The sequence below is a fragment of the Pseudomonas sp. 910_23 genome, assembly GCF_052850795.1.
The window spans coordinates 42,178-61,213 of record NZ_VXCZ01000022.1 but is presented as its reverse complement, the minus strand read 5'-3'; the positions used below and the strand labels follow the sequence as shown (position 1 = coordinate 61,213).

Genomic DNA, 19,036 nt, shown 5'->3' with positions numbered 1-19,036 from the left:
TAAAGAGGGGCCTGTGATATAACATCGGGCTGTTTTTTCGACAACTGGACCGAGCCATGAAAGCCAAGGCCGATGCGCCCTTTGTACCCTTGAATATTGCTGTATTGACCGTCAGCGACACCCGCACCCTGGACACCGACACCTCCGGCCAGGTCTTCGTCGATCGCCTGACCGCCGCCGGCCACCATCTGGCCGAGCGCGTGCTGCTCAAGGACGACCTCTACAAGATTCGCGCCCAGGTTGCCCACTGGATCGCCGAAGACGTGGTGCAAGTGGTGCTGATCACCGGGGGCACCGGCTTCACCGGCCGTGACAGCACCCCTGAAGCCGTGAGCTGCCTGCTCGACAAGCAGGTCGATGGCTTCGGCGAACTGTTCCGCCAGATCTCCGTGGCCGATATCGGCACCTCCACCGTGCAATCGCGCGCCCTGGCCGGCCTGGCCAATGGCACCCTGGTGTGCTGCCTGCCGGGCTCCACCAATGCCGTGCGCACCGGTTGGGATGGCATCCTCGCCGAGCAACTGGATAATCGTCACCGCCCATGCAATTTCGTCCCGCACCTGAAGCAGGCCCAACCCTGTGAATCCCGTGGATAAGCCGGGCAAGACCGGCGCACTGATGCCGGTGGAAGCAGCCTTGCAGAGGCTGCTCGCCATGGCGGAATCGGCGCCGATCCGTGACCAGCATGTGCTGCCCCTGGCGCAGTGCGATGGCCGCGTACTGGCTCAGGACCTGATCTCGACGCTCGACCTGCCGCCGTGGCCCAACAGTGCCATGGACGGCTACGCCGTGCGCCTGGCGGACTGGACCGGGGAACCGCTGGTGGTGAGCCAACGCATTTTCGCTGGCACTGCGCCCGAGCCGCTGGCGGCCGGCACCTGCGCACGGATCTTTACCGGCGCGCCGGTACCCGAAGGCGCAGACTGCGTGCAAATGCAGGAAAACGCGGTGGTTCATGCCGATCAGCGCGTGAGTTTCACCGAGCCGTTACGGGTGGGCGACAACATCCGACCACAGGGCCAGGAGACTACGGTGGGTGAGTGCGTACTCAGCGCCGGAACGCGCCTGGGGCCCATCGAGTTGGGCCTGGCTGCGTCTCTGGGGCGGGATCGGCTCGATGTGGTGCGCCGCCCGCGCGTGGCCGTGCTGTCGACCGGCGATGAATTGATCGAGCCAGGCTTGCCGTTGGGCCCGGGACAGATCTACAACAGCAACCGTCGCGTGCTGTGCAGCTGGCTGGCGCGCATGGGCTGCGAAGTGATCGATGCCGGGATTCTGCCGGATGATCTGCAACAGACCCGCACGTGTCTGGCCGGCCTGGGCAGTGTCGACCTGATTCTGTCTACCGGCGGTGTGTCGGTGGGCGAAGCGGACTTCCTCGGCATGGCCTTGCGTGAAGAGGGCGAGTTGGCGTTGTGGAAGCTGGCGATCAAGCCAGGCAAACCGCTGACCTTCGGGCATTTTCGTGGCGTGCCGGTGATCGGCCTGCCAGGTAACCCGGCCTCGACCCTGGTGACCTTTGCGCTATTGGCGCGCCCGTACCTGCTGCGCCGCCAAGGCGTGGCGCAGGTGCAGCCGCTGCGTTTCGAGGTGCCGGCAGGATTCGACTGGCCCAAACCAGGCAACCGCCGCGAATACCTGCGCGGGCGTATCGAGCAGGGCAAGGCGATTATCTATCGCAACCAGAGCTCCGGGGTGCTGCGCAGTGCGGCGTGGGCGGAGGGGTTTGTGGAGGTGATGGAGGGGACCACATTGGCCATTGGCGACCGGGTCAATTTCATTCCTCTGAGTGAAGTCCTGAACTGAACACAGATCAAAAAATGTGGGAGGGGGCTTGCTCCCGATAGCGGTGTATCAGCCCCAGATAGGTTGGCTGTAATGACGCTATCGGGAGCAAGCCCCCTCCCACAGTGGATCTTGGTATGCCTGTGGCTACTCAGTAATCGTCGCCACGCTCAGTGACATCCCGCTCCATCGGCCCCGCATCCGGGTCGTAGCCCACCGGGAACTTGCCCTTCAACGTCCATGCAAACGCAATGATCTCGGCAATCGTGCGATAGAGCTCTTCTGGAATACTGTCCCCCAGTTCCATACGCGCCAGCAGCTTCACCAGCTCGGCATTTTCATAGATCGGTACTTCATTCTCCCGTGCCAGCTTGAGAATCGCTTCGGCCAGGGCGTCATCGCCCTTGGCGGTCAGGGTGGGGGCTTGTTGGCCGTCGTACTTGAGGGCGATAGCCTGGCGGGGTGGGGCGGCGTTCTTCATGCGGTTTCATCCACCCAGCGTTGTTCCAATCCGGTTTTTGCACCGCGTGGCGGGGTGCCCAGGTGGCAATCCAGGTCGCCGACGTTAAGTCCGGATGACACCAGGCGCTCGCGCAGGCTGCCCAGGTGACTTTCGATCAGGCTGGCGGTGAAAGGGCGACTGGCCCACAACTGGCTGGACAGTTTGCCTTGGGACAACTGCGCCTGAACTTGCAGCGGCCCCAGCGGCTCCATGTCGAAGGCCAGTTCGACGCGCCAAAGCATCTGCTTCGGATCTTTTTTATCCTTGCGCTCGGACTGATCCTTGTCAGGCGCAGGCTCCTCGCGCTGAAACTTGACCTGCAACGGCACGATGTCTTGCAGGGTGCGCATGGGGATTTCCAACTGCCACGTGGTTTGCAGGCGGCCATCGGCGGTGGTGCCGGTCTGTTCCAGGCTTGACAGTTGGTGGCTCTGCAAGCGCGAGATCGCCCCGGCGGCCAGGCGCAGCAGGTTTTCCAGGTCGCCTTCACCTTCCAGTTTCGCGATCAGCCGCTCCGGCAAGGGGAAACCGGCGGGTATCTGCCGAGCGCCGACCTGGCCGAGAGTGTTCAACGGGCTGCGCACAAAGTGCGGCAGCACCTGGGCCAGGGTATTGGTGGCGAGGATCGCATTCAGGTTGGTGTTGGCGGGCAGGGCGGGCAGCAGGTCCGCGACCAGGCGCAACAGCGCGCCTTTCATATCCAGCGGTGGGATTTGTGGGTTCTGCCCAGCGAGCAATTTGGCTTCCAGGAAGGCGCCGCTGTTTTGCACCACTTGTGCCAGTACCTTGGGATTGCTGACTTGCGCCAGATCGGGCAAGGCTGCCAGTAAACGCTCGGCAGCGGCCCGCAGCTCGGCCGAGGTGTTGTCGCCACGGGGCAGGTTTTGCAGGGCAGTGAACACCGCATCCAGCGAGCCTTGGCGACTTTGCTGGGTTGCCAGTTGCTGCGTCACGGCCAGTTGGTCTTTCAGCCCGCTCAGCGGCACAAAATTCAGGGTTTGCGCGTTCTGCACCATGGCACTGAGCAAGCTGCCGACCCGCAAGGGTTGAGGGCTTTCCAGCGTCAGCGTGGTACCGGCCAGGGCATTATTGAGCAGACTCACCAGCGAGCGATAGATCGCCGCTTGCGCTGAGCCTTGAGGCAGCATCTGAGTGGTCAGCACCTTGGCTTGCAGCAGGGTGCCCACCGGCATTTGTGTGGTGTCGAGGCGGGTGAGGGCGGCCACGTTGGCGCTCATGGCTTGCTGCAAGCTGATGGCCAGGTTGCCCGCAGGCGTTTGGCTCACTGCCACATTGCTGCCCAGAGGCAAGGGCTGGGCGCTGCTGGCTTGAACCAGGGTCTGGCGACCACCTTCAAGGGTCAGCTTGAGCAACAGCTGAAAGGCTTCACTGCCTTGTTTCAGCGCGATGACTTCAGCGTTTACGGTTTTCCCGGCGCCAATCAACCCGGCCTGTGGCTCCAGGAGCTTGAGCAACTCGCCAGCCGCAGGCAGCGGGGCAGCCTTGGGTGCTGAGGCTGGAGGCAGTGGAGGAAGATTGATCTCACCGGTCATCGTGCGCATCGTCTCTGGGGAAATTGCCCTCTTTAGAGTAGGGCATCGCATGTATAATGCCGCCCGTCTGCAAAGAGAGCGGTAAAAACCTCACAACTATTTGATCCAGCTCTCTAAAATCGGTCGCCAAAGTCGTTATTGTGCATCTCTCTATAACGGCCGCTGCACCGCCGACTTGAACCGTAAAGGCCCGCGATCTCTTGACCAGCCCTCTTCTTGAAGCCGTAGCGCTTGCCTGTGAACGCGACCTGCGCCTGTTGTTCGAGCAACTCGACCTGCGTCTGGCGGCTGGCGACATGGTGCAAATCAGCGGCCCCAATGGCAGCGGCAAGACCAGTTTGCTGCGTCTGCTGGCCGGTTTGATGCAGCCCACGGCGGGTGTTGTTCGGCTCAACGGTAAGCCCCTGCACGAACAACGTGCCGAGCTGGCACGCAACCTGGTCTGGATCGGCCACGCCGCCGGTATCAAGGACGTGCTCAGCGCCGAAGAAAACCTCAGCTGGCTCAGCGCCCTGCATCACCCTGCTACCCGCGATGGCATCTGGCAGGCCCTGGCCGCCGTTGGCCTCAAGGGCTTTGAAGATGTGCCCTGTCACACGCTGTCAGCCGGCCAGCAGCGCCGCGTGGCCCTGGCGCGTTTGTACCTGTCCGGCCCGCCGCTGTGGATTCTCGACGAACCCTTCACCGCTCTCGACAAACAGGGCGTAGCCCAACTCGAAGAGCACCTGGCCCGGCATTGCGAGCAGGGCGGCCTGGTGGTGCTCACCACCCACCATACCCTGGCGCGCAAGCCGGGTGGTTACCGGGAGCTGGATCTCGGACGGTGGTCGGCATGAGTGTGTTTGCCCTGTTGGTGGCCCGTGAAGCGCGGCTGTTGTGCCGTCGCCCGGCCGAGCTGGCCAACCCGCTGGTGTTCTTTGCGATTGTGATCGCGCTGTTTCCGTTGGCGGTCGGCCCGGAGACTAAACTGTTGCAAACCTTGTCCCCGGGACTGGTGTGGGTCGCGGCGCTTTTATCGGTCCTGCTCTCGCTGGACGGGCTGTTTCGCAGTGATTTCGAAGACGGATCCCTGGAGCAGTGGGTCCTTTCGTCGCACCCCCTGCCACTTCTGGTACTGGCCAAGGTACTGGCACACTGGGCTTTTTCCGGTCTGGCGCTAGTCTTGCTCTCGCCGCTGCTGGCGATGATGCTGGGCTTGCCCGTCGAATGCCTGCCCGTGTTGCTGGTGTCCTTGTTGCTCGGTACGCCGGTGCTCAGCCTGTTGGGGGCGGTGGGCTCCGCCTTGACTGTGGGCCTGAAAAGGGGTGGCCTGCTGCTGGCTCTGTTGATTCTGCCTTTGTATATCCCGGTGTTGATCCTGGGCAGCGGCGCTTTGCAAGCCGCGCTCATGGGGATGCCGGCGACCGGTTACCTCTTGTGGCTTGGTAGCCTGACCGCCCTGGCGGTAACCCTGACACCCTTTGCTATAGCCGCCGGCCTGAAAATCAGCGTCGGTGAATAATGAGGTCTGACTCGGCGTTAATGACGTTGAGTCAGTAAAGACCCTAAGCTTTTCGCCACGACGAAAAGCACCCGTGATGGAAAATGCAATGAACTGGACCTGGTTTCACAAGCTCGGCTCGCCCAAATGGTTTTATGGCATCAGTGGCAAGCTGCTGCCGTGGTTGAGCGTCGCCGCCGTATTGCTGATCGGCACCGGCCTGGTCTGGGGCCTGGCCTTCGCGCCGCCGGACTACCAGCAAGGCAACAGCTTTCGCATCATCTATATCCACGTCCCAGCCGCGATGCTGGCCCAGTCCTGCTACGTGATGCTGGCGGTTTGCGGCATCGTCGGCCTGGTGTGGAAGATGAAACTGGCCGATGTGGCCCTGCAATGCGCTGCACCTATAGGTGCGTGGATGACCGCCGTGGCGCTGGTCACCGGCGCGATCTGGGGCAAGCCGACCTGGGGTTCCTGGTGGGTGTGGGATGCACGCCTGACCTCGATGCTGATCCTGCTGTTCCTGTACTTCGGCCTGATTGCCCTGGGCAACGCCATCAGCAATCGCGATAGTGCCGCCAAGGCCTGCGCGGTGCTGGCGATTGTCGGCGTGATCAACATCCCGATCATCAAATACTCGGTAGAGTGGTGGAACACCCTGCACCAGGGCGCCACCTTCACCCTCACCGAAAAACCGGCGATGCCCGTGGAAATGTGGGCGCCACTGCTGCTGATGGTGCTGGGGTTCTACTGCTTCTTCGGCGCCGTGCTGTTGCTGCGCATGCGCCTTGAAGTGCTCAAGCGCGAAGCTCGCACCAGTTGGGTAAAAGCGCACGTGCAAACCAGCCTGGGAGCGCGGGGATGAGCTTTGCTTCTTTCAGTGATTTTCTCGCCATGGGCCACCACGGCCTGTATGTCTGGAGCGCCTACGGCATCTGCCTGGCGGTGCTGGCCCTCAACGTTGCCGCGCCGATCCTGGCCCGCAAGCGTTACCTGCAACAAGAGGCGCGACGTCTGCGCCGGGAGATCGAAAAGTGAATCCGCTGCGTAGAAAGCGTCTGTTGATCATCCTTGCCATCCTGGTCGGCGTCGGCATTGCCGTGGGCCTGGCCTTGAGCGCCCTGCAGCAGAACATCAACCTGTTCTACACCCCCACCCAGATCGCCAACGGCGAAGCCCCGCTGGACACGCGCATCCGCGCCGGCGGCATGGTGGAGCAGGGCTCGTTGAAGCGTTCCGGCGATTCTCTGGACGTGACCTTCGTGGTCACCGATTTCAACAAGGCCGTGACCATCACTTACCGCGGCATCCTCCCGGACCTGTTCCGCGAAGGCCAGGGCATCGTCGCTCTGGGCAAACTCAACGCCGATGGTGTGGTAGTGGCGGACGAAGTGCTGGCCAAGCACGATGAAAAGTACATGCCGCCCGAGGTCACAAAGGCCCTGAAAGACAGTGGCCAGTCCGCGCCCGCGACCCCAGCCAAGGAGGGCTAAGTGATGACGTCCGCATTGTTTATTCCTGAACTGGGCCAACTGGCGATGATCCTCGCCCTGTGCTTTGCCGTGGTCCAGGCTGTGGTGCCGTTGCTCGGTGCCTGGCGCGGCGATCGTTTGTGGATGAGCCTGGCGCAGCCGGCCGCCTGGGGTCAGTTTGCCTTCCTGCTGTTCGCCTTCGGTTGCCTGACCTATGCCTTCATGACCGACGACTTTTCCGTCGCCTATGTCGCGAACAACTCCAACAGCGCCTTGCCCTGGTACTACAAGTTCAGCGCCGTGTGGGGCGCCCACGAAGGTTCGTTGCTGCTGTGGGCGCTGATCCTCGGCGGCTGGACCTTTGCCGTGTCGGTATTCTCGCGCCAACTGCCGCAAGTGATGCTGGCGCGAGTCCTGGCGGTGATGGGCATGATCAGCATCGGCTTCCTGCTGTTTCTGATCATGACCTCCAATCCATTCAGCCGCATCCTGCCGCAGATCCCCGCAGACGGGCATGACCTCAACCCACTGTTGCAGGACATCGGCCTGATTGTGCACCCGCCGATGCTCTACATGGGTTACGTGGGCTTCTCCGTAGCTTTTGCGTTTGCCATCGCGGCCTTGCTTGGCGGGCGGTTGGATGCGGCGTGGGCGCGTTGGTCACGGCCATGGACCATCGTCGCCTGGGCTTTCCTCGGTATCGGTATCACCTTGGGTTCGTGGTGGGCCTACTACGAACTCGGCTGGGGCGGCTGGTGGTTCTGGGACCCGGTGGAAAACGCGTCCTTCATGCCCTGGTTGGTGGGCACGGCGCTGATTCACTCCCTGGCAGTGACCGAAAAGCGTGGCGTATTCAAAAGCTGGACGGTATTGCTCGCCATCGCCGCGTTTTCCCTCAGCCTGCTCGGCACTTTCCTTGTGCGTTCGGGGGTGCTGACGTCAGTGCATGCGTTTGCCTCCGACCCCGAACGCGGCGTGTTCATCCTGATCTTCCTGCTGTTTGTGGTGGGCGGTTCCCTGACCCTGTTCGCCCTGCGCGCGCCGGTGGTCAAGAGCCAGGTCGGTTTCAACCTGTGGTCGCGCGAAACCCTGTTGCTGGGCAATAACCTGGTACTGGTGGTAGCCGCGTCAATGATCCTGCTCGGCACCCTCTACCCGCTGGTGCTGGATGCCTTGAGCGGCGCCAAGCTGTCCGTGGGCCCGCCGTACTTCAATGCGTTGTTCATCCCGTTGATGGGCCTGTTGATGGTAGTGATGGCGGTCGGTGTGCTGGTGCGCTGGAAAGACACCCCGGTGAAATGGCTGGCAGGCATGTTGATGCCGGTGCTGTTGGGCAGCGTGGCCCTGGCAGTGATCGCCGGGTTCGCCTACGGCGACTTCAATTGGGCGGTACTCGCCACGTTCCTGCTGGCAGCCTGGGTGTTGCTGGCCGGCGTGCGGGACATCTTCGACAAGACGCGCCACAAAGGCCTGATCAAAGGCTTGCCCACCCTGACCCGCAGTTACTGGGGCATGCAGATCGCTCACATTGGCATCGCCGTGTGCGCTTTGGGCGTAGTGCTCTCCAGCCAGAACAGCGCCGAGCGCGACCTGCGCCTGGCGCCGGGTGAGTCCATGGACCTGGCCGGTTACCAGTTCATCTTCGAAGGTGCCAGGCACTTCGAAGGGCCGAACTTCACCTCGGATAAAGGCACCGTGCGCGTAGTGCGCAATGGCAAGGAAATCGCCGTATTGCACCCTGAAAAGCGCCTGTACACAGTGCAAAGTTCAATGATGACCGAAGCCGGTATCGACGCCGGTTTCACCCGTGACCTGTATGTGGCGCTGGGTGAACCCTTGGGCGACGGCGCCTGGGCTGTGCGGGTGCATGTCAAACCCTTCGTGCGCTGGATCTGGTTCGGCGGGTTGCTCACAGGCTTTGGCGGTTTGCTCGCCGCGCTGGATCGGCGTTATCGGGTCAAGGTCAGCAGCCGTGTGCGTGAAGCATTGGGCCTTTCAGGAGCGGCAGTATGAAACGTTGGTTGATGGTGGTGCCGCTGGCATTGTTTCTGCTGATGGCAGTGTTCTTGTATCGCGGGCTGTACCTGAACCCGGCCGAGTTACCCTCGGCGATGATCGGCAAGCCGTTTCCCGCGTTCAACCTGCCGACGGTGCAGGGTGACAAGACCCTGACCCAGGCAGACTTGCAGGGCAAACCGGCGTTGGTCAACGTGTGGGCCACCTGGTGCATCTCCTGCCGCGTCGAACACCCGGTGCTGAACAAGCTGGCCGAGAAGGGCGTGGTGATCTACGGCATCAACTACAAGGACGACAATGCGGCGGCCTTGAAATGGCTGGCCGAGTTTCATAACCCTTACCAGCTCGATATCCGTGATGAAGACGGCAACCTGGGTTTGAACCTGGGCGTCTATGGCGCGCCGGAAACCTTCTTCATCGACGCCAAGGGCGTGATCCGTGACAAGTTCGTCGGCGTGATCGACGAGGTAGTCTGGCGTGAGCAACTGGCCGCCAAGTACCAGGCCCTGGTCGATGAGGCCAAGCCATGAAGCGTTGGTTGACCGCTGCTGTTTTAGCCCTGGGCCTGGCCGGTGTGGCCCATGCCGCCATCGACACCTATGAATTTGCCAATGACGCCGAGCGTGAGCGTTTCCGCGACCTGACCAAGGAACTGCGCTGCCCCAAGTGCCAGAACCAGGACATCGCCGACTCCAACGCGCCCATCGCCGCTGACCTGCGCAAAGAAATCTTCCGCATGTTGGGGGAGGGCAAGGATAACCAGCAGATCATCGACTTTATGGTCGACCGCTACGGTGATTTCGTGCGCTACAAACCGGCCCTTACCGGCAAAACCGCGCTGCTCTGGTTCGGCCCCGCCGGGCTGCTGCTGGCCGGCGTTGTGGTGATGGCGGTGATCGTGCGCCGTCGCCGCGCCGCGCCTACCGATGGTTCCGATGCGCTGTCCCCTGAAGAGCGTAAACGCCTCGACCAATTGCTGGACACCAAGACTGATGATTGATTTCTGGCTCGCAGCCGGCTTGCTGCTTCTGATTGCCCTGAGTTTCCTGTTGATTCCTGTACTGCGTGACCGTCGCGCCCAGCGTGAAGAGGATCGTACCGCGCTGAACGTGGCGCTGTATCAGGAACGCGTCGCCGAGCTGCAAGTGCAGCAGGACGAAGGTGTATTGAACGCCGTGCAACTGGATACGGGCCGCGCCGAGGCGGCTCGCGAGTTGCTGGCCGATACCGAGGGCGTGGAAAAGCCCCGTGAATCGCGCCTGGGCAAACCGCTGCCGTTTTTGGCGGCGTTTCTGGTGCCGGTGCTTGGCGTTGCGCTGTACCTGCATTATGGGGCAAGCGACAAGGTCGAACTGACCCGTGAATTCTCACAGCCTCCGGTGTCCATGGCCGACATGACTCAGCGCCTGGAGCGTGCCGCGGCAGCCCAGCCGGATTCGGCCGAGGGCCTGTATTTCCTGGGGCGCGCCTACATGGCTCAGGACCGTTCCGCCGATGCCGCCAAAGTCTTTGAACGCACCGTAGCCTTAGCCGGGCGCCAGCCGGAATTGCTTGGCCAGTGGGCCCAGGCACAATACTTTGCCGACAATAAACAGTGGTCGCCCAAGGTGCAGGCGCTGACCGACGAGGCGTTAAAGCTCGATCCCAAGGAAGTCACCAGCCTTGGCCTGTTGGGGATCGCGGCTTTTGAAGGCCAGCGTTATCAGGAAGCGATCGATTACTGGAACCGTCTGCTGGCGCAACTGCCACCGCAGGACAACTCCCGTGTAGCGCTGCAAGGCGGTATTGACCGGGCTGGCGAGAAGCTTAAAGAGAGCGGCGGTACGGTCGCGCACAAGGCGGTAATGACCGTGCACGTGGACCTGTCCGCCGAAGCGAAAGCCAAAGCCTTGCCGACCGACACTGTGTTCATCTTCGCCCGTGCAGTCAGCGGCCCACCGGCACCCTTGGCGGCCAAGCGCGTCACCGTTGCCGAACTGCCCATCACCGTCGAACTGGGCGATGCCGACGCGATGATGCCGCAGTTGAAACTGTCCAACTTCCCCGAAGTCCAACTGGTTGCGCGCATATCCCGGGCCGGCCAACCGACCACTGGCGAATGGATCGGCCGCAGCCAACCGCTGGCCAGCAGCACCACTGCCCTGCAGCAATTGACCATCGACACTCCGGACAAGTCATTCTGAGGAAACGCCCATGACCGCATTTGCACGCATCACCCTGCTCAGCCTGGTACTCGGCCTGAGCGCCTGTGCGGTCCACCGCCCACCTGCGGCACCCACCGGCCCGACCATCCCGCCATCGGGCCCGTCGACTCAGCCGAGTACCAAGCCTTCCGGCCCGGTGACCCCGCCGCCAAAGCCACTGCCAAGCAAGTCACCCACCTTTGCTCCACCACCGGGGGCTGCCAGCCACTGGGACGGCAAGATGCAGGTGTACGTGCTCGACGACCAGCCCGACACCTTCTACCGCCAGCGTACCTACTACCGCTGGAGCAACGGCTGGAGCCGTTCCATCAGCCCCAACGGGCCCTGGGAAGAAACCAATGTGCAAGGCGTGCCGCCGGGGTTGAGCAAGCAGTACGCGCAATGACCTGTGGCGAGGGAGCAAGCTCCCTCGCCGCAGTTGCCAGTTCTGTCTTAACTGACTTGCATCAGGGCTTGCCCCCTCCCACAGGTGCGCGGCAGCGCGCACTCGGGTAATGTGGCCGCCGCCGGCCTGGCTGGCGAAAAATTGCTGGATATACTTTCCAGTGGCCGCTACCTGGCGCAGGTCGGTTGCTGCGAAGCGTTGCCGGGGGCGCAACAAGCCTGGAGACAAGCCAAGAGGGTGTTTTGATGACGGGCAGGTTGATCTATCTCATCGGGCCATCGGGTTCGGGCAAGGACAGCCTGCTGGATGCCGCACGCCTGCGCTTGCAGGCGCGTGGTTGTCGCATGGTGCGCCGGGTGATCACACGCTCCGCGGAGGCAGTCGGCGAAGCGGCGCAAGGGGTGAGCCCGCAGGAGTTTGCGCGGATGGACGCCGAGGGCGCGTTTGCCTTGAGCTGGCAGGCCAATGGCTTGTCGTATGGCATCCCCAGGGAAATCGACGAGTGGCTGGCCGCAGGGGACGATGTGCTGGTCAATGGCTCTCGCGCCCACCTGGCGCAGACCCGTGAGCGTTACCCGACATTGTTGGTGTTGCTGCTGACGGTCGATCAAGCCGTATTGCGCCAACGTTTGATCGCACGCGGGCGTGAGTCATTGGCGGACATCGAAGAGCGATTGGCGCGCAACGCGCGATTTACCGCTGAGCTGATTGCCGGAAACGGCGCAGGTTTGTTTGTGTTGGATAATTCCGGGCCCTTGGAGCATACCGTCGAACGCTTGCTGTGCTGCCTGGATCAGGCGCACTCGGTAGCTGCGGGCAATCAAGTTGTGTAGGCATTGATCATGTTTCAGATCAGATAAAGGCCTTCACCTCAAGCGTGTTTTCTTCGGTATGTTTGAGTGGGTTTCTTGATGTTGTTAAGTAAAACTCTTGATTGAATTAAGTTGATTTGTTGAAGTCTGTTTCTTCTGTTGCTTAACGCTTTTGTGGCGATTGATATGTAGGGGTGTGTCGATCCGATTAATACTTGTACGGACTTTTTGCTGTTGTGTTTAATAAGCGCTTTCGCAAAAAAATAATGGTAGTTAAGGTGTTTTTGATATGGGATTTTTATCGGGCTGGCCACGGATAAGTCAGTGTCGGTAATTCATGTATGGACGGTTAACTCTTCACTGTTCAGAGTATCAATACACCATGCAAATCCCTGTTAGGCATTCTTCCCGTACGCGCGCTTCGGCGATGTCGCAGTCCCGTTTATCAGCCGCTGAGAACGCAGTTGTTCTCTGGGCAAACAATAAAAAAACCTTCACCACGGATCAGGCGGCGAAACATATTACGCGCAGTGGTTCCAAGTTTCATGATCTCAATAAAGATGGCAAGGTTATCGTCGGTTTTAACTTCGCCGGCGGTTTCAATGCCGCGCAGAAAGAGCGAGCCAGACAAGCCCTGCAATACTGGGCGGATGTCGCCAATATCGAGTTTGTCGAAAACGGCTCGAACACCGATGGCACCATCAGTATCAGGGGCACGTCGGGTTCGTCAGGCAAGGCGTGGCTGCCTAACAGGCATTACTCCAGAGTCCAGGCCAACATCGGCACCAGCGGTGCGCAAAACCCGACAATGGGCAGTCAATTCCTGGGTTTGTTGATCCATGAACTGGGGCACACCCTCGGGTTGAGTCATCCGGGTGGATACGATGGTGGTGGCTTCAATTACGAGCGCTCTGCCGAATATGCCCAGGACACCAAGGCACGCAGTGTCATGAGTTATTGGGCGGAGACTTATCAGCCTGGGCATAATTTTGCCAGGCACAGCCCGGTAGCGCCGATGATGGATGATATCGCCGCTGCCCAGCGGCTTTACGGGGCGAATAGCAAAACCCGCAATACCGATACCACCTACGGCTTCAACTCCAACTCCGCTCGGGAGTTCTATAGCCTCAAGCGCGGGAGTGACAAACCGATTTTCACCGTTTGGGACGGCGGTGGTAACGACACGCTCGACTTCTCCGGGTTCACCCAGAACCAAACCATCAGCCTCAAGGCCGAAACGTTCTCGGATGTAGGTGGCTTGCGGGGGAATGTGTCGATTGCCAAGGGCGTGAGCGTGGAAAATGCCATTGGTGGTTCCGGCGACGATACATTGATAGGCAACGAAGCTGGCAATCGTCTTACGGGCGGCCGGGGGGCGGATAAGCTTCACGGTGGTGCTGGGGCGGACACGTTCGTCTATCACCGTGTCGTCGATTCAACGCCGCAGAACCCGGACATCATCCAGGACTTCCAAAGCGGGATCGACAAGATTGACCTGACCGGAGTGCTTCAGACTGCGCAGCTCAAGTCGCTGAATTTCTCCGACCGATTCAAAGGCCGGGCGGGGGATGCGGTGCTCGGGCATGACTCGGCGACGGGGCGTTTCACCCTGGCGGTGGATACGACTGGCACTGGCACAGCTGATCTGTTGGTGACCAGCCAAGGCCAGATCAAACAGACGGATGTGGTGTGGAGCGGGCAGGCCCCAACGGTGATTCCTTTCCCCGCCCCTGAAACCATTGTCGCGCCTGTTCCAGAACCTCTCCCGATGCCCATTCCAGAACCGACTCCGACTCCAGACACAGACCAGCCGCACGAACCGGGTCCCAGGCCAGGGGGGAGCTTTATCCAGAACGTTTTTTCATCGTTCACGGGTTTAATAAGCAGGCTGTTTTCGATTTTTTCGTGAGTTTTCAACATTCGGTAAAACAGTCGCCAGTCCGGGCGATGCTTTTTGTGCTTGAGTAATGGTAACTCTAGGGTTACTTTTATTCAGGCCAAGCCAAGGAGGCAGCGGTGCAGAGCAGGCTATTGATCAAGGAGTTGCAGGAAGCGCGCCGGGTTGTTTCAGTTTTAAGGAGAGCATTCATGCAATACCCAATCTGTATCGAATGGGGCGATGATTTCACCGCCACCGGTATCCAGATCCCTGATATCCCAGGCGCGGTCACTGCCGGGGACAGTTTCGAAGAAGCCTACAATGCCGCCATGGAAGTGGCGCATATCCTTTTGCAGGAAATCGCCGCAGAGGGTGGGGTGATTCCGATGCCAACCTCGGTCGCCACTCATCACGCTCATGAAGACTATCTGGGCATGGGCTGGGGCATGTTGGAACTGGACATCTCGCCTTATCTTGGCAAGACCGAGAAGGTCAATGTGACCTTGCCCGGCTATGTCATTCAGCGCATTGACCGTTATGTGCGCGAGCACAAGGTCAAAAGCCGGTCCTCCTTTCTGGCGGATGCGGCGCTGGAGAAGTTGGTGCGCTCTTAGGCGGTTGCCACCTTCACCTGGCGCGATGCAGAAAGGAAACGCAACAACGCCACCAGTGGGAAAGCGCTGCCTACCAGCATCACGCTCAGCCAGCCGCCGTGTTCATACACGCTGCTGGCAATTGCCGAACCGAACGCACCGCCGATGAAGATGCTGGTCATGTACAGCGCGTTCAGGCGGCTGCGGCTGTGGGCATCGAGGGCGTATACAGCGCGCTGGCCGAGGACCATGTTCATCTGCACGCAGAAGTCCAGAACCACGCCGGTCACTGCCAGGCCGATCACGCTGTACAATGGATGCACGAACGCGGGCAGGAAACTCAACGCGCCAAACAGCATTGCCAGCAGCGAGGCGCGGTGGGTGTGGCCGGCATCGGCCAGGCGACCGGCGATGGGCGCGGCGATGGCGCCCAGGGCACCCACCAGGGCGAACAGCGCGATTTCACTTTGGCTCAGGCCATGGTTGCGCGCCAGCTCCAGTGGAGCAGCGGTCCAGAACAGGCTGAAGGTGGCAAACATGCACGCCTGGTAAAACGCACGCTGGCGCAATACCGGCTGCTCACGCAGCAAGGTGCCCAGGGAGCGCAGCAATTGGGCGTAGCTGGCGCTGTGATCGGGTTGACGCTTGGGAATGGTCAGCATCAGCACCACGCTGATAAACGCCATCAAGGCGGCGGCGGCCATAAACATCGCACGCCAGCCGAAGTGGTCGGCCACCACGCTGGACACCGGCCGCGCCAGCAGAATGCCCAGCAGCAAGCCGCCCATGATGCTGCCGACCACACGACCACGGGACTCGGCAGGGGCCAGGTGCGCGGCGAGCGGGATGAGGATCTGCACCGATACCGAACTGAAACCGATCAGTAGCGACACCAGCAAGAACAGGTTGGGCTGTTCGGTGAACGCTGCGCCCAACAGGCTCGCGATAGCCACCACGGTGGTGAAGATCATCAGCCTGCGGTTTTCCAGCAAATCACCCAACGGCACCAGGAAGAACAGGCCCAAGGCATAACCGATTTGTGTCAGCGACACGATCAGGCTGGCCATCGCCGGTGTCAGGCCGATGTCCGGGGCGATCAGTTCGATGATTGGCTGCGCGTAGTAGATGTTGGCGACGATGGCGCCGCAGCAAAACGCGAACAGCATGACCATGCTCCGGGTCATGGTGCCTGTGGCGTGAGAGGTAGCGTTCATGGCGTGGCTCGTAAGGCGAAGGACGATGGGGTGAGAGAGTAAAGGCAAGGGCCGGCAGTGAGTAGGCCGCTTGGCGTGATAACTGTCATGCCGCGAAATAATGACTCAATGCAAAACCCAATGTGGGAGGGGGCTTGCTCCCGATAGCAGTGCATCAGCCAAGACATAGGCTAACTGGCACACCGCTATCGGGAGCAAGCCCCCTCCCACAATTTTGATCGAGTCTATTCAGTCAAGATCATTCACTGGCCGGAGTAGATCTGGTCAAACACCCCACCATCGTTGAAGTGGGTCTTCTGCACCGTGCGCCAGTCACCAAAGGTTTTCTCCACCGACAGGAAGTCCACCTTCGGGAAGCGGTCGGTGTATTTGGCCAACACCTTCGGATCCCGTGGGCGCAGGTAGTTGTTGGCCGCAATTTCCTGACCCTCTGGCGACCACAGGTACTTCAGGTAGTCTTCAGCGGCAGTACGGGTGCCTTTCTTTTCGACCACTTTGTCGATCACCGAAACGGGCGGCTCGGCTTCGGCGGAAACGCTTGGATAGATCACTTCGAACTGATCGCGGCCAAACTCACGGGCGATCATTTCTGCTTCGTTCTCAAAGGTCACCAGCACGTCGCCGATCTGGTTGGTCATGAACGTGGTGGTCGCGGCACGCCCACCGGTGTCCAGCACGGGCGCTTGTTTGAACAGTTTGCCGACGAAGGCCTTGGCCTTCTCTTCGTCGCCGCCGTTCTTGAGCACATAACCCCAGGCCGACAGGTAGGTGTAGCGGCCGTTACCCGAGGTTTTCGGGTTGGGCACGATCACCTGCACGCCGTCCTTGAGCAGGTCCGGCCAATCTTTCAGGGCTTTGGGGTTGCCTTTGCGCACGATGAATACGGTCGCAGAGGTAAAGGGTGCACTGTTGTTCGGCAGGCGCGTGACCCAGTTGTCCGGCACCAGCTTGCCATTGTCGGCCAGGGCATTGATGTCGGTGGCCATGTTCATGGTGATCACATCAGCCGGCAGGCCGTCGATTACCGAACGCGCCTGTTTGCTGGAGCCGCCAAAGGACATCTGCAGGGTCAACTTGTCGTTCGGGTGCTCGGCTTCCCAATGCTTCTGAAATGCGGCGTTGTAGTCCTTGTAGAAGTCGCGCATCACGTCGTAGGAGACGTTGAGCAGGGTGGTCGCTGCCTGGGCAGAGCCCGCCAGGGCCAGGCCGGCGGCCAGAAGAGAGGCGCTGAGGATTTTTTTCACTGCTCATTCCTTGTTGTTCGAGAAGAGGGGAGGCAATTTGCCAGCGACTATAGCCGGGCCTGCATAGACCTTTAAAGATTAAAACGAACTTTGCTTATTCCAGTTTATGGAAAAGATTGCTGCCACAGCGCGAGCAAAACGCGGCGTTGGGTTCGTGGCTGTCTTTCTTGCACGCCGGGCACTCGGTACGCAGCTGTTCACCACGCATGGCACTGGCCAGCTCGGCGGTAAAAATGCCCGTGGGTACGGCAATGATCGAATAACCGGTGATCATGACCAGCGATGAAATCACCTGGCCCAGCGGTGTCTTGGGCACGATATCGCCGAAGCCCACGGTGGTCAGGGTCACGATGGCCCAGTAGATGCCCTTGGGAATGCTGGTAAACCCGTGTTCCGGGCCTTCGATCACGTACATCAAGGTACCGAACACCGTCACCAGCGTGCACACGCTGACCAGGAACACCACGATCTTCTGCTTGCTGCCGCGCAGCGCCGCCATCAAATAATTGGCTTGCTTGAGGTACGGGCTGAGCTTGAGTACGCGGAAGATTCGCAGCATCCGGATGATGCGGATGATCAGCAGGTACTGCGCATCGCTGTAGTACAGGGCGAGGATGCCGGGGACGATGGCCAGCAGGTCCACCAGGCCATAAAAGCTGAAGGCATAGCGCAGCGGCTTGGGCGAACAATACAGGCGCAGGCCGTACTCGATGGCGAAGATCAGCGTGAAGCCCCATTCGATATAGGCCAGCACGTCCGCGTAGTTCTGGTGGATCTGGTCGATGCTGTCGAGCATCACGATCACCAGGCTGGCGAGGATGATCAGCAGCAGGATGCCGTCAAAGCGCCGCCCGGCGACGGTATCGCTTTGAAACACCATGATGTAGAGCCGCTGGCGCCAGTCGTTGTTGCTGTCCATAAATCCTGCCTGAAGCGAATATCGAGCAAGCCTAGGGGGATTCGAACGGGCTGTCCATGCGGGGTTTGTGAAGCAACCGGTGGCCGGCGCGCACCAGCCAGCAGGCGAGGATAAACGGTGCAGTCAGTGCGGGCAGGTGCAGGGCGGTGAAGCCCGGCGTGAGCAGGATGGCCAGGCCGATGCCCAGCAGCGGTAACCAGGGCTGGCGACGTAACGGGCTCAGGGCCAGGGCCGCCAATGCCGGGTTATAGCTGTGCAGACCGAGCAGGGCACCGGAAGGCTCATTCAACCACAGGCCGGCCAGCACACCGAGGCTGGCGCCGATCATGGCCCATGCGGCGGCACGGCGGTCAGCCAGCAGCAAACCCAGGGCGATTAAAAGACCCGCCAGGGGCTGCTCCAGCAGCATGATTTGCCCAAGACCGGAAAAGGGCGCCGTGAGTACCGCGAACATGTCGGCCTGGGCCGGCGCAAGCGTAGTTTGAGGTACATGGCCGAGCAGCAGCCAGCCGAGGCCAACAAAGGGAGCGGTGTAGGCGGGCAAATCGTGGGGTTGGCTGGCGTGTTTCAACCATTGCCGGGTGAGGATCGCACTCAAGCCGCCGCCCGCCAGGATCAACGGCGGCACCAGCGCCGACCAGGCAAAGTGCTGGCTGATCAACAAGCCCAGCAGTACGCCGTTGTAGCTATAGAGCCCGGCCTGACGCTCAGCTTTGGGATACCCACGGCGCTGGGCGGTGAGCAACCCCGCGACACCGCCCAGCAACGCACCGCCCAGCAAGGTCGGGGCGCCGATCAGGATCGCCAGCAGGCACAGCAGGCCGCACAGCGGCTGGCGCTGCAGGAAAATCTGGCTGAAACCATTGAGCAGGGCTTCGGCCCAGTCGGGGCAGGTGTGGTTGTGCATGATAGGTATTCAATGAGACCGAGTTGTCCCCATCGCAGGCAAGCCAGCTCCCACATTTGACGGTGTTCACA

The 19,036-nt window shown here is 60.9% G+C and carries 21 protein-coding genes; 15 read left to right on the top strand and 6 right to left on the bottom strand.

Features of this window, described 5'->3' with window-relative positions:
• Positions 1–56 precede the first annotated feature (56 nt).
• Together moaB and FW800_RS23250 are read left to right on the top strand one after the other, a co-directional pair.
• Entirely contained in the window at positions 57–596 is a 540-nt protein-coding gene (gene moaB / locus FW800_RS23255) for a molybdenum cofactor biosynthesis protein B (protein WP_032877117.1), read from the top strand.
• Complete coding sequence (locus FW800_RS23250) at positions 580–1,806, top strand: molybdopterin molybdotransferase MoeA (protein ID WP_446438546.1); 1,227 nt, start codon at positions 580–582, stop codon at positions 1,804–1,806. The genes moaB and FW800_RS23250 overlap by 17 nt, the downstream gene beginning before the upstream one ends.
• A gap of 130 nt (positions 1,807–1,936) precedes the next feature.
• Here the strand turns inward: FW800_RS23250 and FW800_RS23245 are convergent, their stop codons facing one another.
• Entirely contained in the window at positions 1,937–2,266 is a 330-nt protein-coding gene (locus tag FW800_RS23245; protein WP_032877115.1) for an EscU/YscU/HrcU family type III secretion system export apparatus switch protein, read from the bottom strand.
• Positions 2,263–3,840, bottom strand: coding sequence for a flagellar hook-length control protein FliK (gene fliK / locus FW800_RS23240; protein ID WP_446438545.1), 1,578 nt, complete (start codon positions 3,838–3,840; stop codon positions 2,263–2,265). The genes FW800_RS23245 and fliK overlap by 4 nt, the downstream gene beginning before the upstream one ends.
• A gap of 200 nt (positions 3,841–4,040) precedes the next feature.
• On the opposite strand from fliK, the gene ccmA reads away from it, so the two are divergent.
• The 13 genes from ccmA (at position 4,041) to FW800_RS23175 (ending at position 14,702) form a co-directional block, all read left to right on the top strand.
• Positions 4,041–4,676, top strand: a complete 636-nt coding sequence (gene ccmA, locus FW800_RS23235; protein ID WP_223018405.1) for a cytochrome c biogenesis heme-transporting ATPase CcmA — start codon at positions 4,041–4,043, stop codon at positions 4,674–4,676.
• Positions 4,673–5,341 (top strand): heme exporter protein CcmB, encoded by a 669-nt coding sequence (gene ccmB / locus FW800_RS23230; protein WP_005786500.1) that lies wholly within the window; start codon positions 4,673–4,675, stop codon positions 5,339–5,341. Before ccmA ends, ccmB begins: the two co-directional genes overlap by 4 nt.
• Positions 5,342–5,429: 88 nt before the next feature.
• Positions 5,430–6,185: a heme ABC transporter permease gene (locus tag FW800_RS23225; protein ID WP_248133341.1), complete on the top strand. Its 756-nt coding sequence runs from the start codon at positions 5,430–5,432 to the stop codon at positions 6,183–6,185.
• A complete protein-coding gene (ccmD, locus tag FW800_RS23220) occupies positions 6,182–6,358 on the top strand; it encodes a heme exporter protein CcmD (RefSeq protein ID WP_446438544.1) in 177 nt (58 codons plus the stop codon). Before FW800_RS23225 ends, ccmD begins: the two co-directional genes overlap by 4 nt.
• Positions 6,355–6,813, top strand: coding sequence for a cytochrome c maturation protein CcmE (ccmE, locus tag FW800_RS23215; protein WP_005786506.1), 459 nt, complete (start codon positions 6,355–6,357; stop codon positions 6,811–6,813). The genes ccmD and ccmE overlap by 4 nt, the downstream gene beginning before the upstream one ends.
• Positions 6,814–6,816: 3 nt before the next feature.
• Positions 6,817–8,805 carry a heme lyase CcmF/NrfE family subunit gene (locus FW800_RS23210; protein WP_032877111.1) on the top strand — a complete coding sequence of 663 codons (1,989 nt, stop codon included), beginning with the start codon at positions 6,817–6,819 and terminating at the stop codon, positions 8,803–8,805.
• Positions 8,802–9,338, top strand: a complete 537-nt coding sequence (locus FW800_RS23205; protein WP_446438543.1) for a DsbE family thiol:disulfide interchange protein — start codon at positions 8,802–8,804, stop codon at positions 9,336–9,338. Before FW800_RS23210 ends, FW800_RS23205 begins: the two co-directional genes overlap by 4 nt.
• Positions 9,335–9,808: a cytochrome c-type biogenesis protein gene (locus FW800_RS23200; protein ID WP_005786512.1), complete on the top strand. Its 474-nt coding sequence runs from the start codon at positions 9,335–9,337 to the stop codon at positions 9,806–9,808. The genes FW800_RS23205 and FW800_RS23200 overlap by 4 nt, the downstream gene beginning before the upstream one ends.
• On the top strand, positions 9,801–10,991 hold the full coding sequence (ccmI, locus tag FW800_RS23195) for a c-type cytochrome biogenesis protein CcmI (RefSeq protein WP_446438542.1): 1,191 nt from the start codon (positions 9,801–9,803) through the stop codon (positions 10,989–10,991). Before FW800_RS23200 ends, ccmI begins: the two co-directional genes overlap by 8 nt.
• A gap of 10 nt (positions 10,992–11,001) precedes the next feature.
• Positions 11,002–11,397 carry a hypothetical protein gene (locus FW800_RS23190; protein WP_005786516.1) on the top strand — a complete coding sequence of 132 codons (396 nt, stop codon included), beginning with the start codon at positions 11,002–11,004 and terminating at the stop codon, positions 11,395–11,397.
• A 245-nt stretch (positions 11,398–11,642) separates the two neighbouring features.
• Positions 11,643–12,230, top strand: coding sequence for a phosphonate metabolism protein/1,5-bisphosphokinase (PRPP-forming) PhnN (gene phnN / locus FW800_RS23185; RefSeq protein WP_446438541.1), 588 nt, complete (start codon positions 11,643–11,645; stop codon positions 12,228–12,230).
• 406 nt (positions 12,231–12,636) lie between these two features.
• Positions 12,637–14,118 (top strand): M10 family metallopeptidase C-terminal domain-containing protein, encoded by a 1,482-nt coding sequence (locus FW800_RS23180; protein WP_446438540.1) that lies wholly within the window; start codon positions 12,637–12,639, stop codon positions 14,116–14,118.
• Positions 14,119–14,297: 179 nt separating this feature from the next.
• Positions 14,298–14,702, top strand: a complete 405-nt coding sequence (locus FW800_RS23175) for a type II toxin-antitoxin system HicB family antitoxin (protein WP_446438539.1) — start codon at positions 14,298–14,300, stop codon at positions 14,700–14,702.
• Here the strand turns inward: FW800_RS23175 and FW800_RS23170 are convergent.
• The 4 genes from FW800_RS23170 to FW800_RS23155 form a co-directional block, all read right to left on the bottom strand.
• Positions 14,699–15,895, bottom strand: coding sequence for an MFS transporter (locus tag FW800_RS23170; protein ID WP_446438538.1), 1,197 nt, complete (start codon positions 15,893–15,895; stop codon positions 14,699–14,701). The genes FW800_RS23175 and FW800_RS23170 overlap by 4 nt on opposite strands.
• 242 nt (positions 15,896–16,137) lie before the next feature.
• Positions 16,138–17,139 carry a sulfate ABC transporter substrate-binding protein gene (locus FW800_RS23165; protein WP_446438537.1) on the bottom strand — a complete coding sequence of 334 codons (1,002 nt, stop codon included), beginning with the start codon at positions 17,137–17,139 and terminating at the stop codon, positions 16,138–16,140.
• Positions 17,140–17,233: 94 nt separating this feature from the next.
• The gene (locus FW800_RS23160; protein WP_005786531.1) at positions 17,234–18,058 is read right to left on the bottom strand and encodes an ion transporter; all 825 of its coding nucleotides are present in this window, start codon (positions 18,056–18,058) and stop codon (positions 17,234–17,236) included.
• Positions 18,059–18,089: 31 nt separating this feature from the next.
• Positions 18,090–18,965, bottom strand: coding sequence for an urea transporter (locus FW800_RS23155; protein ID WP_446438536.1), 876 nt, complete (start codon positions 18,963–18,965; stop codon positions 18,090–18,092).
• Positions 18,966–19,036 lie beyond the last annotated feature (71 nt).